The following is a 12,229-nucleotide window of genomic DNA, read 5'->3' as shown; positions in this document are numbered from 1 at the left end:
GGCACCTCTTTGTCACTCACAAGAGTGACTTCGCGCTGCCCATAGTCCGATCGGGCCATCCAAGAATGGACCCCCTGGGGGTGTTGTGCCTGCCCTCCCTTCCGTAACGTCCTCAACTGGCAAGCCGGAATATGCCACTTGCCGCCGTGGGGGAGCCTCGATTTCGGGAGAGGACGGCACCTGCATGAGCTGGATCACCGACTGGAGCGCGCAGGCCGCCTGCCGCACCACGGACCCCGACGAGTTGTTCGTCCAGGGGGCGGCGCAGAACAGGGCGAAAGCGGTCTGCACCGGATGCCCGGTGCGCACCGAATGCCTCGCGGACGCCCTGGACAACCGCGTCGAGTTCGGTGTCTGGGGCGGCATGACCGAACGCGAGCGGCGCGCGCTGCTGCGCAGGCGCCCGACCGTCACGTCCTGGCGGCGGCTGCTGGAGACCGCGCGTTCCGAGTACGAACGCAGCACCGGCCGGTTCGGCGACTTCGACGACTTCGGCAAGTTCGAGGACCTGGCGCACGTCGGCTGACCTGGCGCACGTCGGCTGAACGAGCCCCCGCGAGCCCCCTCAGCTCCCCCTGTCTCTTATACTCCGCTACGACTCCACGACACAGACAGCCACTCCCCCGGCCGCTCCCCCACCGCGCCTCACGACGCCAGCAGGTCGCCTATCGCGCGCAGCCCGGCCAGGTCGTGCACGTCCTCGGCCAGGGCCGCGACCTCGGCCACCGGCACGTCCGGGTGCAGGGCGGTGAAGCGGGCCCGCATGCGCTCCTCGCGCGTGATCTGCCGCATGCGCTCGGCGTGCACGCGCAGCAGCGCGGACGCGAACCGGTCGGCGTCCTCCTCGACGCCCGCCCCGACGCCGGAGCCGACACCAGGACCGGCACCGGGACCGGCACCGGCATCCTGCCCGGCGGGGTGATCCACCATGCCGTCCGGCGCCGGGTTCTTCCGCGCGTCGAGCACCTCGGCCGCCGCCTCCGCCCGCTCCGCGCTCAGCCGCGCGGCGCCCGAGGTGTGGACGCGGTTGAGGACCATCCCGGCCAGCGGCATGCGGTCGGCGGCGAGCCGTTCCACGAAGTACGCGGCCTCCCGCAGCGCGTCGCGTTCCGGCGCCGACACGACGAGGAACGCGGTGCCCGGCGCCTGGAGCAGTCGGTACGTGGCGTCGGCGCGGGCGCGGAACCCGCCGAACATCGTGTCCATGGCGGCCACGAACGTCTGCACGTCCCGCAGCAGCGCCGTCCCGAGGATCTTGCCGATGGTCCCGGTGAACAGCGACAGCCCGGCCATCCCCAGGCTCATCACCTTCCGCCCGGCCCGGCCGCCCGCCTTGGCGGGGGCCATCAGCACGCGGATGAAGCGCCCGTCGAGGAACGAGCCGAGCCGCTGCGGCGCGTCGAGGAAGTCGAGCGCCGACCGGCTCGGCGGGGTGTCCACCACGATCAGGTCCCACTCGCCGCGCGCCGCGAGCTGGCCCAGCTTCTCCATCGCCATGTACTCCTGCGTGCCCGCGAAACCGGCCGACAGGGACTGGTAGAAGGGGTTGTCCAGGATCGCCCGCGCCCGCGCGGGGTCCGCGTGGCCCTCCACGATCTCGTCGAACGTCCGCTTCATGTCGAGCATCATCGCGAACAGTTCGCCGCCCGCCGACCGGTCGATGCCGGGCACCGGGCGCGGCACGTTGTCCAGCTCGGTCAGGCCCATGGACTGCGCCAGCCGCCGGGCCGGGTCGATCGTCAGGACCACCACGCGCCGCCCGCGCTCCGCCGCCCGCACGCCGAGCGCGGCGGCGGTGGTCGTCTTGCCGACGCCGCCCGCGCCGCAGCACACGACGATGCCGATGCCGGGGTCGTCCAGCAGCGGATCGACGGCCAGCACGGGGGATTCGCCCGCGGCAGGGGTGTCCTCGCTCAACTCCGCGCCTCCGCTCGCCACATCGGTCACCGAATCGCTCACCGCCCTCACCACTCCAGGTCGCGCAGGCGGCGCGCCTGCCGGTACAGGCCGGCCAGGTCGGCGCCGTCGGGCAGCAGCGGCAGTTCGCGCACCGGCAGGCCGAGCCCGGCCAGTTCGGCGCGCTGGGCCGCCTCCAGCGCCAGCCGCCGCCCGTAGGCGCGGCCCTCGGCGAGCAGCGGCCCGGCCAGGGCCGTGGTGCCGCGCAGCCCGGCCCGTTCCAGGGCGGCGGCCAGCACCGGCCGGTCGGCGTCGGAGCCGGAAGGGTCCCCGGCCGGCGGGAGGCCGTCCGCGACGGGCGGCCGGACCATGTTGACGACGACCGAGCCGACCGGCAGCCCGGCGGCGCGCAGCTCCGCGACGCCGTCGGCCGTCTCCTGCACCGGCATCTCCTCCAGCAGCGTGACGAGGTGCACGGCGGTCTCGGCCGACTTCAGCACCCGCATCACGGCCTGTGCCTGGTGGTGGATCGGTCCGACCCGGGCGAGCCCGGCGACCTCATCGTTCACGCCGAGGAAGCGGGTGATGCGCCCGGTCGGGGGCGCGTCCATGACGACCGCGTCGTACGCCCACCCGCCGCCATCGGGGCGGCGGCGGACCGCTTCGCAGACCTTGCCGGTGAGCAGCACGTCGCGCAGGCCGGGGGCGATGGTGGTGGCGAAGTCGACGGCGCCGAGGCGGCGCAGCGCGCGGCCCGCGCCGCCGAGCTTGTAGAACATCTGGAGGTAGTCCAGCAGCGCCCGTTCGGCGTCCACGGCCAGGGCGTACACCTCGCCGCCGCCGGGGCCGATGGCGATGCGGCGCTCCTCGTAGGGCAGGGCCTCGGTCTCGAAGAGCTGGGCGATGCCCTGGCGGCCCTCGACCTCGACCAGCAGGGTGCGCCGCCCCTGCTCGGCGAGCGCGAGCGCGAGGGCCGCGGCGACGGTGGTCTTCCCGGTGCCGCCCTTGCCGCTGACCACGTGCAGCCGGGTGCGCGCGCTGTTGCTGCTGCTCACCCCGCCGAGCCTAGGCGAACGCCTCCGCGGCCGGTGCCGGGGGCCGGTCCGGGGACGGGCGTGATCGCTAGAGTGAGGCCCATGACGAAGTGGGAATACGTGACCGTTCCGCTGCTCGTGCACGCCACCAAGCAGATCCTGGACAACTGGGGGGACGACGGCTGGGAGTTGGTCCAGGTCGTCCCCGGCCCGAACCCCGAGCAGCTCGTGGCGTATCTCAAGCGCGAGAAGTCCCCGGCATGAGCGCCGTCGAGGCGAAGCTGGGCGAGCTGGGTCTGACGCTGCCCGCCGTGGCGACCCCGGCGGGCAGTTATGTCCCGGCCGTGCGCTCCGGCCGGTACGTGTACACGGCGGGGCAGGTCCCGCTGGTGGACGGCAAGCTGCCGCTGACCGGGAAGGTCGGCGCGGAGGGGACGCCGGAGCAGGCGAACGAGCTGGCGCGGGGCTGCGCGCTGAACGCGCTGGCCGCCGTGAAGTCGGTCGCCGGGGACCTGGACCGGATCGCGCGGGTGGTGAAGGTGGTGGGCTTCGTGGCGTCGGTCCCGGAGTTCACCGGCCAGCCGCAGGTGATCAACGGCGCCAGCGACCTGCTGGGCGCCGTCCTCGGCGAGCGGGGGCGGCACGCCCGCAGCGCGGTCGGGGTGGCGGTGCTGCCGCTGGACGCGCCGGTCGAGGTCGAGATCCAGGTGGAGCTGGCCGATGACTGACACGACGGGCGCGACGGGCGGGACGGGCGAGACGGGGAACGGCCCGGCCGAGGGGTCGATGCCGGACTGGGAGAAGCGGTTCCGGGCGCCGCGCGTCGGGCTGCCGCACTGGGCGCCGGAGGCGCCGGATCGTTCCGTCTTCGTGTCGAACGCGACGGGCACGTTCGAGCTGTACACGTGGGACCGGTCCACGGGCGAGCAGCGGCAGGCCACCGACCGGCCGAACGGCACGGTGGACGGCGCGCTGTCCCCGGACGGCGCGTGGCTGTGGTGGTTCTCCGACACGGACGGCGACGAGTTCGGCGTGTGGATGCGGCAGCCGTTCGGCGGCGGCCCCGACGAGCCGGCGGTGCCGGGTCTCGACCCCGCGTATCCGGCGGGGCTGGCGATGGGCCGGGACGGCACGGTCGTGGTCGGGCGGATGACCGACGAGGCCGGGACCACGATCCACGTGGTGCGGCCGGGCGGCGAGCCGGTCGAGGTGTACCGGCACCGGCAGTCGGCGGGCGTCGGTGACCTGTCGCACGACAGCACGCTGCTGGCGATCGAGCACACCGAGCACGGCGACGCGATGCACTCGGCGGTGCGGGTGACGCGGCTGGACGGCAGTGTCGTCGCGGAGCTGGACGACACCGAGGGCGGCACGAAGGAGCTGGGCCTGTCGGTGCTGGGCTTCGCGCCCGTCGCCGGGGACCCCCGGCTGCTCATCGGGCATCAGCGGCTGGGCCGCTGGCAGCCGATGATCTGGAACCCGCTGACCGGCGAGGAGACGGAGCTGCCGTCGAGCCTGCCGGGCGATGTGCACGCCGAGTGGTTCCCGGACGGCAGCGGGCTGATGATCGCCCACGACCACCGGGCGCGCAGCCAGCTCTGGCGGTACGACCTGACCGGGGACGATCCGTCCGGCGGCGAGCTGGTGCGGCTGGACACCCCGACGGGCACGATCTCGGGCGCGACGGCCCGCCCCGACGGCACGGTGGAGTACCTGTGGTCGTCGGCCGCCGAGCCGCCGCAGGTGCGGTCCACGGCCGGGCGGATCGTGCTGGACCCGCCGGGGATACGGGCGCCGGGCTCGGTGCCCGTGATGGACGTGTGGGTCGAGGGTCCGGGCGGCACGGTGCACGCGCTGGTGCAGAAGCCGCCGGGCGGCGGTGACGGCCCGTTCCCCACGGTGTTCGACATCCACGGCGGTCCGACCGCGCACGACAGCGACGCCTTCGCGGCCGGTCCGGCGGCCTGGCTGGATCACGGTTTCGCGGTGGTCCGCGTCAACTACCGGGGTTCCACGGGGTACGGCCGGGCGTGGACGGACGCGCTGAAGCACCGGGTCGGGCTGATCGAGCTGGAGGACATCGCGGCGGTCCGGGACTGGTGCCTGGAGTACGGGCTGGCCGATCCGGAGCGCCTGGTGCTGACCGGCGGCTCGTGGGGCGGCTATCTGACGCTGCTGGGCGTCGGCACGATGCCGGACTCGTGGGCCGTGGGCGTCGCCGCCGTGCCCGTCGCGGACTACGTGGCGGCGTACGACGACGAGATGGAGGCCCTGAAGGCGATGGACCGCACGCTGCTGGGCGGCACCCCGGAGGAGGTGCCCGAGCGGTGGGCGGCGTCGTCGCCGATCACGTACGTGGACCAGGTGCGGGCGCCGGTCTACATCTCGGCGGGGGTGAACGATCCGCGCTGCCCGATCCGGCAGATCGAGAACTACGTGGAGCGGCTCGCGGCGCGCGGCGCGGTCCACGAGGTGTACCGGTACGACGCGGGGCACGGCTCGCTGGTCGTGGAGGAGCGGATCAAGCAGGTGGCGCAGGAGATCCGGTTCGCGCAACGGCACCTTCCGCCGAAGCCGACGCCGGCTGCGGGGGGATGAGGCCCAGCTCGGCGTCGTGCCGGGTCTCGACCTCCCGCCGGAAGAGGCGGAACCACATGAAGACGGCGAACGCGGCGAAGACGAACCACTCGGCGGTGTAGCCGAGGTTCTGGAACGCGTCCATGTCCAGCCCCGTGCCGGTGGGCGCGGTGGCGGGCACGGCCGTCATCGGCTCGTCGGCGTCGCGGACGGTGATCCACGCGTCCGCGACGTCGTACGGGAGCACGTTGATGAGGGAGGCCGCGCCGATCACGCCGAGCTGGCCGCTGGGCAGGCCGGTGGTCGCGGTGAGGACCTCGCTGGGCGACTCGGCGGCCTGGACGGCGCCCGTGACGGTCACCTCGCCGGCCGGTGGCGCGGGCGCGGCGGCGGCGTCGGCCGCGCCGGGCAGCCAGCCCCGGACGACGGGCACGGCCGGTGAGCCGTCGGAGGGCAGCAGCGGCGTCAGCACGTAGAACCCGCGCTCGCCCTCCAGCTCACGGTCGGGGACCAGGAGCTGGTGCCCGGTGTCGTAGGTGCCGGTGACGGCGGCCTGTTCGCCGACCGATTCGGCGGTGAGCGGCAGGAACTCGGCGAGCGGGCGGGCCTGGGCCTCGTCGGCCGTGCGGCTCTTCTCCCGCTGCTCGTTGTGCTGATCGACCTGGTCCTCGAACCGCGCGAGCTGCCACATGCCCGCCGCGAGGCAGACGGGGATGGACAGGATCACGAAGAGGTTGATCGCCCACCAGCGGGGTGTCAGGAGGAACCGGTACACGGCGTCCACGGTACTTCCGCCGCCGCGACCGCTACGCCGTGGGGGCCTCCAGCACACCCGTGCGGTAGATCGTTCCGGAGCAGTCGCCCTCCAGGCGGATCTCGGCCGCCTCCGGCTCGCCGGCGGCCGGGGTGTAGCGCAGGAGGACGACCTCGTCGGGGCCGGTGGTGCCGCCGGTGTCGCCGGGGGGCTCCTCGGTGGGGCCTTCGGTCGGCTCGCTGCCGACTCCCCCGGTGCCGCCTTCGGTGGCGCCGCCCTCGCCCGATCCGGCGGGGGTGTCGCCGCCGGAGCCGCTGTCGTCGCTGAGCGTGGCGCCCCCGTCCGCGGCGCGGCGCAGGTTGGGAGAGACGGCGGTGTCGGGGTCGTCGGCGGCGAGCGGCGGGGGCTCCTCGCCGGAGCCGGCGGCGGGCAGGGCCTCGACCTCGCAACTGCCCACGCCGGTGTCGGGCACGAACGCGAACCGCACCTCGTACGCCTCGCCCGGCGGGAGGACGAGCTGTTCGAGGGTCTCGTCCGGCGGCGGCAGCAGCGGCGCGCCGTCGCCCTCGGTGCGGTCCACGATCTGCACCTCGGCGGCGGACGCGACGGCGCCGAGCGGCAGCGCGGCCATGTCGCCGTTGCCCTCGACGCGGCAGGGCTGGTCGGAGACGTTCGAGACGCGGATCAGGCCGTAGACGCGGCCCTCGGCGTCGGGCGGGGACATCGACGTCTGGACGCTGCCGAGCTGGCCCCGGTCGCAGGACGGGGAGGTGACGCCCATGGTCTCCCAGGCGTCGGGCGTGGATTCGGCGGCGCCGGCCTCCTCGCCGGTGGGCTCGCCGCCGCCGGAGTCGCCGCCGGCCTCGGCGTCGTCGCCGGAGGCGAGTCCGCCGGACGGGTAGCCGCCGAGTTCGCCGCCGGTGTCGGACTGGCCGAGGTCGCCGGTGGCGGCGTGTCCCTCGCCCGCGTCGAGCGTGGTCCCGTCGTCCCCGCCGGTGACGTCGGCCACGGCGGAGACCACCAGGACGAGTCCCACGGCGACGACGGCGACGGAGGCGGTGGCGCCGGCCAGCACCTGGCGGCGGCGCCGCATGCGCGCGGGCACGGCGGCCCGCAGGTGCTCCAGGGAGGCGGCGGAGGGTTCGAGGTCGTCCACGATGTCCCGCAGCAACTGCCGCAGGGCTTCCTCGTCGTCCAGCGGGGACGGCGCCGGCCCGGCGTCGGCCACCGGCTCGGGTACGGACTCGGGGGCCGGCTCGGGGCGGGTCCCCGGGCCGGGTTCGTGCTCGGTCATCGCGCGGCCTCCATGGCCACCCGTAGTGCGGCGATGCCTCGCGAGCCGTACGCCTTCACCGACCCCGCCGAGATGCCGAGGGCCTTGGCGACCTCGGCCTCGGTCATGTCCGCGAAGTACCGCAGGACGAGCACCTCGCGCTGGCGGCGCTGGAGCCCGCGCATGGCCTGGATCAGGTCGGCGCGCTCCAACTGCTCGTACGCGCCCTCCTCGGCGCTCGCCATGTTCGGCATCGGCTTGGACAGCAGCTTCAGGCCGAGGATGCGGCGGCGCAGCGTGGAGCGGGAGAGGTTGACGACGGTCTGCCGCAGGTACGCGAGCGTCTTGTCGCGGTCGCGGACCCGGGTGCGCGCGGAGTGGACGCGGATGAACGCCTCCTGCACCACGTCCTCGCAGGACGCGGTGTCGTCCAGCAGGAGGGCGGCGAGCCCGAGGAGCGAGCGGTAGTGCGCGCGGTACGTCTCGGTCAGGTGGTCGATCGTGGTGCCGGCGGCGACCTCAGTCATCGCGTCGTTCGCATCCTCGGCGGCGGGGGCGTGGATACGGGCCGGCCTGGGCGCGGGCAGCGGTGCCGTCACAGGCGTGCTCCCGGCTCCTGCTCGGGACGACGACGCGGGGAACGGAAGGCGTCGCGGGAGCGCTGCCGGGAACTCGAAGACCTCTGCCACGCCAGTTGGACACGCTTTTCCCCGCAAAGGTTGTACGGAGCGGTCGGGACGGGGGCGTTCGTCGCTCTCGATCTCATTCCAACCGCCTGCCGTATATGTCCTGTCTGATGCGAGTGCCGCAGACCTCGCAGCGGGCACAAAGACGCTCCCCGCACCGCGCTGGTTCCACGAAGCGGTGCGGGGAGTGAAATGGTCTCCCGGCCGATCGACCGGGAGCAACCCGTTCTGGCCTACGAGTTGGTCACGGAAGCTTCACATACGGCCGAATTCGGTCGGTGCAGGTGATCAGCGGCCGGTGCCTCCGTAGACGACGGCCTCGTCGCTCTCGCTGTCGAGTCCGAACGCCGAGTGGACGGCGCGGACGGCCTGGGCGACGTCGTCCTCGCGGGTCACGACCGAGATCCGGATCTCGGAGGTGGAGATCAGCTCGATGTTGACCCCGGCGTCGGACAGGGCCTCGAAGAACGTGGCCGTGACGCCCGGGTTCGTCTTCATGCCCGCGCCGACGAGGGAGATCTTCGCGATCTGGTCGTCGTACCGGAGGCTGTCGAACCCGATGGTGTCGCGGTGCTTCTCCAGCGCCTCGATCGCCCGGCTCCCCTCGCTGGTGGGAAGCGTGAAGGAGATGTCGGTCAGCCCCGTCGCGGCGGCGGACACGTTCTGGACGATCATGTCGATGTTGATCCCGGTGTCCGCGATGGCCCGGAAGATCGTCGCGGCCTCGCCCGGCTTGTCCGGGACGCCGACGACCGTGATCTTGGCCTCGGAGGTGTCGTGGGCGACACCCGAGATGATTGCCTGCTCCACCGGCTTCGCTCCCAGCGGCTCGTTGCTGACCCAGGTGCCCTGCAACCCCGAGAAGGACGACCTGACGTGGATGGGGATGTTGTAGCGCCGGGCGTACTCGACGCAGCGGTGCAGGAGCACCTTGGAGCCGGAGCTGGCCAGCTCCAGCATGTCCTCGAACGAGATCCAGTCGATCTTGCGGGCCTTCTTCACCACGCGCGGGTCGGCGGTGAACACGCCGTCCACGTCGGTGTAGATCTCGCAGACCTCGGCGTTGAGCGCGGCGGCGAGCGCCACGGCCGTGGTGTCGGAGCCGCCCCGGCCGAGGGTGGTGATGTCCTTCTTGTCCTGCGAGACACCCTGGAAGCCCGCGACGATCGCGATGTTGCCCTCGTCCACGGAGCTCTGGATGCGGCCCGGCGTCACGTCGATGATGCGCGCTTTGTTGTGGACGGAGTCGGTGATGACGCCGGCCTGGCTGCCGGTGAAGGACTGCGCCTCGTGGCCCAGGGCTTTCACGGCCATCGCCAGCAGCGACATGGAGATGCGTTCTCCGGCGGTCAGCAGCATGTCCATCTCGCGCCCGGAGGCGACGGGGGACACCTGGCTCGCCAGGTCGATGAGCTCGTCCGTCGTATCGCCCATCGCGGAGACCACGACGACCACCTGGTGGCCGTTCTTCTTGGCCTCGACGATCCGCTTGGCGACGCGCTTGATGCCATCGGCATCGGCAACGGAGGAGCCGCCGTACTTCTGCACGACAAGGCCCACGTCTGCTCGCTCCTCGTGTCTCTTACTCTCCGTGACCGATAAACCGGTCACGATCGGCTGAATTCTACCGAGGCGGACCCCCGCGTCACCCGTCTCCGCGACCAGCCATGCCCACCCGGAGGCCGTGACACGCGGAAACACCACAGAAACGTGGTCAGGCTCACACACCGGTCTCACATGCTGGTCAGCCGCTCGTCAATCCGGTGATGATCAGGTCCAGCCCGGCGTGGAACTCCGCCTCGGGTCCGCTGTCCAGGGCCGCTTCCGCGATCTCGATGAGCCGGGGGAAACGGTCGGCGGGCAGGGCCCGCACCCGGGCGATGACCTCCTCGGCCGTCTCCTCCGGCGCGATGGACAACGGTCCGGCCAGCTCCGCCTGGGCGAACCCCATGACGAACCCCGACACCAGCCGGAACGCGATCAGCAGCCGCGCGCCGGACCGGCCGCCACGGGCGAGCGCGTCGAGCATGTCCTCGGCACCGGCCAGCGTCGGCAGGTCGAGGCTGCGCCGGGTCATGACGAGCGGGATGACGTCCGGGTGCGCGCGGAACGCCCGCCAGTGCGCCTCCGCGACGGCCCGCAGATCGGCCCGCCAGTCCGGGGACGGGACGCCGGGCACCGGGCGGACGGCGGTCATCACGGCCTCGACGAGGAGGCGTTCGAGACCGTCGCGCCCGTCCACGTAGTTGTAGATCGTCATGGCGCCGGTGCCGAGCGCGGCGGCCAGGTTCCGCATGGTCAGGGCCGCGAGCCCCTTCTCGTCCACCAGCGCCAGCGCGGCGGCCCGCAGCCGGTCCTCACTGAACTTGCGCGGTGCGGCCATGACGCCCCTCCCTCTCGCTGCTTGACGTACGTACATCGTACGTGTTGAGCTGGGGAAGAGATTACGTACGCCGTACGTGATATGGCTTCCGGAACGAGGGGGACTCCTCATGGCTGTGGCCGAACGCCCGGCGACGCTGGGCGGAAAACTGCTGACCGTCGTGCTGACCGTGCAGTTCATGGTCGCGCTCGACGTCTCGGTGGTGAACGTGGCGCTGCCCGACGTCAGGACCGATCTCGGCTTCGACGACGCGGGCCTGACCTGGGTCGTCAACGCCTACGCGCTGACCTTCGGCGGCCTGATGATGCTCGGCGGCCGGCTCGGCGACATCGCGGGCCGCCGCGTCACGCTGCTCGGCGGGCTCGCCGTCTTCGGACTGGCCAGCCTCGCGGGCGGCCTGGCGCAGAACCCGGCCGCGCTGATCGCCGCCCGCGCCGTGCAGGGCATGGGCGCCGCGGCGCTGACCCCGGTCGCGCTGGCGCTGCTGACCACCGGCTTCCCGCCCGGCCCCGCGCTGAGCCGCGCGCTGGGCCTGTGGGGCGCGACGGCGGCGGCGGGCGGCGCGGTCGGCGTGCTGGCGGGCGGCGTGCTGGCGGAGGGGTTCGGGGGGCGGGCGGTGATGCTCGTCAACGTCCCGATCGTCGCGTTCGCCCTCGTCACGGGCCTGCGGCTGGCACCGGACCGGCGCGAGGGCCCGGCACCGAGGATGGACCTGGGCGGCGCGCTGCTGGTGACGGCGGGCGCGGCGGCGCTGGGGCTGGGGGTCGTCCGCACCGGCACCGTGGCGTGGGGCTCGGCGGAGACCCTGCTCACGCTGGGCGCGGCGGCCGTGCTGCGGGCGGCGTTCGTGGCGGTCGAACGGCGGTCCCCCGAGCCGCTGTTGCGCATAGGCCTGCTGCGGCGGCGGCCGGTGCTGGCCGCGAACCTGTTCATGATGCTGCTGTTCTCGGCCCAGTTCGCGGCGTTCTACTACACGTCGCTCTACCTGCACGAGACCCTCGGCTACGGACCGGCGCGGACCGGCCTCGCGTTCCTGCCGTTCTGCGTCGGCATCGTGATCGGCTCGGCCTTCTCGGCGCGGACCGCCGCCCGGTTCGGCCTGCGACTGCTGCTGACGCTCGGCGGAACGTTCGCCGCGCTCGGATTCCTGTGGATGGGCGCCGCGTTCGACGCGAACGGCGGCTTCCTGGCGGCCATCCTCGGCCCCACGCTGATCGCGAGCGTCGGCATCGGCATGTGCTTCGTGCCGCTCGGCACGGCGTCCACGGCGGGCGTGGACCGCCGCGAGGCGGGCATGGCCTCGGGGGTGATCAACAGCTCACGGCAGGTCGGCGGTTCGATCGGCCTGGCCGTACTCGCCACGCTCACCAGCCCGATCACCGTGGCGGGCGGCCTGCTCCTCGTCGCGGCGGCGGTCGCGTTGACCCTTATGCCGGCCGACCGGCGGCCACGCCCGTGACGAACCGTGTGAACGCGGCGGGTGGGAAGGGGGGATGGGGGGGGGGGGGGGGCGGGGGGGCCCGGGGGGGGGCGGGGGGGGGGGGGGGGGGGGCCCCCGGGCCCGCCCCGCCCTCGCGGACGACGACGAAGGACTTCCGCCCGGGCAGGGGGGATTCGGCGCCGGTC

At 73.4% G+C, this 12,229-nt stretch carries 12 protein-coding genes; 5 read left to right on the top strand and 7 right to left on the bottom strand.

Annotated elements, in window-relative coordinates; all coding sequences use genetic code 11:
• Positions 1-184: 184 nt before the first annotated feature.
• Positions 185-526, top strand: coding sequence for a WhiB family transcriptional regulator (locus tag BN2279_RS17185; protein WP_059010529.1), 342 nt, complete (start codon positions 185-187; stop codon positions 524-526).
• A 119-nt stretch (positions 527-645) separates the two neighbouring features.
• Here BN2279_RS17185 and BN2279_RS17180 read toward each other — a convergent pair whose 3' ends face one another.
• Both BN2279_RS17180 and BN2279_RS17175 read right to left on the bottom strand, forming a co-directional pair.
• Positions 646-1,917, bottom strand: coding sequence for an ATPase BagB (locus BN2279_RS17180; protein ID WP_059010940.1), 1,272 nt, complete (start codon positions 1,915-1,917; stop codon positions 646-648).
• Between the two features lie 47 nt (positions 1,918-1,964).
• Complete coding sequence (locus BN2279_RS17175; RefSeq protein WP_059010527.1) at positions 1,965-2,951, bottom strand: ATPase BagA; 987 nt, start codon at positions 2,949-2,951, stop codon at positions 1,965-1,967.
• A gap of 81 nt (positions 2,952-3,032) precedes the next feature.
• Between BN2279_RS17175 and BN2279_RS29970 the strand changes: the two genes are divergently transcribed.
• The 3 genes from BN2279_RS29970 to BN2279_RS17165 are packed head-to-tail and all read left to right on the top strand — an operon-like array spanning position 3,033 to position 5,528.
• Positions 3,033-3,194, top strand: coding sequence for a Sp36 family protein (locus tag BN2279_RS29970; RefSeq protein WP_199827740.1), 162 nt, complete (start codon positions 3,033-3,035; stop codon positions 3,192-3,194).
• Positions 3,191-3,658, top strand: a complete 468-nt coding sequence (locus BN2279_RS17170) for a RidA family protein (RefSeq protein ID WP_059010525.1) — start codon at positions 3,191-3,193, stop codon at positions 3,656-3,658. Before BN2279_RS29970 ends, BN2279_RS17170 begins: the two co-directional genes overlap by 4 nt.
• 58 nt (positions 3,659-3,716) lie before the next feature.
• Entirely contained in the window at positions 3,717-5,528 is a 1,812-nt protein-coding gene (locus tag BN2279_RS17165) for a S9 family peptidase (protein ID WP_199827744.1), read from the top strand.
• Here BN2279_RS17165 and BN2279_RS17160 read toward each other — a convergent pair.
• From BN2279_RS17160 to BN2279_RS17140, 5 genes are all read right to left on the bottom strand, one after another.
• Positions 5,452-6,282: an SURF1 family protein gene (locus tag BN2279_RS17160; RefSeq protein WP_059010937.1), complete on the bottom strand. Its 831-nt coding sequence runs from the start codon at positions 6,280-6,282 to the stop codon at positions 5,452-5,454. The two genes, BN2279_RS17165 and BN2279_RS17160, sit on opposite strands and share 77 nt — an antisense overlap.
• 31 nt (positions 6,283-6,313) lie before the next feature.
• Positions 6,314-7,555, bottom strand: a complete 1,242-nt coding sequence (locus tag BN2279_RS17155; protein ID WP_059010520.1) for a hypothetical protein — start codon at positions 7,553-7,555, stop codon at positions 6,314-6,316.
• Entirely contained in the window at positions 7,552-8,133 is a 582-nt protein-coding gene (locus tag BN2279_RS17150) for a SigE family RNA polymerase sigma factor (RefSeq protein WP_059010519.1), read from the bottom strand. Before BN2279_RS17150 ends, BN2279_RS17155 begins: the two co-directional genes overlap by 4 nt.
• A gap of 375 nt (positions 8,134-8,508) precedes the next feature.
• The gene (locus tag BN2279_RS17145; RefSeq protein WP_059010517.1) at positions 8,509-9,780 is read right to left on the bottom strand and encodes an aspartate kinase; all 1,272 of its coding nucleotides are present in this window, start codon (positions 9,778-9,780) and stop codon (positions 8,509-8,511) included.
• A gap of 184 nt (positions 9,781-9,964) precedes the next feature.
• The gene (locus tag BN2279_RS17140; protein WP_059010514.1) at positions 9,965-10,603 is read right to left on the bottom strand and encodes a TetR/AcrR family transcriptional regulator; all 639 of its coding nucleotides are present in this window, start codon (positions 10,601-10,603) and stop codon (positions 9,965-9,967) included.
• 109 nt (positions 10,604-10,712) lie between these two features.
• On the opposite strand from BN2279_RS17140, the gene BN2279_RS17135 reads away from it, so the two are divergent.
• Positions 10,713-12,062 (top strand): MFS transporter, encoded by a 1,350-nt coding sequence (locus BN2279_RS17135; RefSeq protein ID WP_059010512.1) that lies wholly within the window; start codon positions 10,713-10,715, stop codon positions 12,060-12,062.
• Positions 12,063-12,229: the final 167 nt, after the last annotated feature.

The organism is Streptomyces specialis, from assembly GCF_001493375.1.
Classification (GTDB): Bacteria; Actinomycetota; Actinomycetes; order Streptomycetales; family Streptomycetaceae; genus Streptomyces; species Streptomyces specialis.
Note: the sequence above shows the minus strand (reverse complement) of the source record. Positions and strands in the feature narration are given on the sequence as shown.

Coding starts and splice junctions, on each gene's coding strand:
- BN2279_RS17185 (WP_059010529.1), top strand. CDS start 185: ATGAGCTGGATCACCGACTGGAGCGCGCAGGCCGCCTGCCGCACCACG.
- BN2279_RS29970 (WP_199827740.1), top strand. CDS start 3,033: ATGACGAAGTGGGAATACGTGACCGTTCCGCTGCTCGTGCACGCCACC.
- BN2279_RS17170 (WP_059010525.1), top strand. CDS start 3,191: ATGAGCGCCGTCGAGGCGAAGCTGGGCGAGCTGGGTCTGACGCTGCCC.
- BN2279_RS17165 (WP_199827744.1), top strand. CDS start 3,717: ATGCCGGACTGGGAGAAGCGGTTCCGGGCGCCGCGCGTCGGGCTGCCG.
- BN2279_RS17155 (WP_059010520.1), bottom strand. CDS start 7,555: ATGACCGAGCACGAACCCGGCCCGGGGACCCGCCCCGAGCCGGCCCCC.
- BN2279_RS17140 (WP_059010514.1), bottom strand. CDS start 10,603: ATGGCCGCACCGCGCAAGTTCAGTGAGGACCGGCTGCGGGCCGCCGCG.
- BN2279_RS17135 (WP_059010512.1), top strand. CDS start 10,713: ATGGCTGTGGCCGAACGCCCGGCGACGCTGGGCGGAAAACTGCTGACC.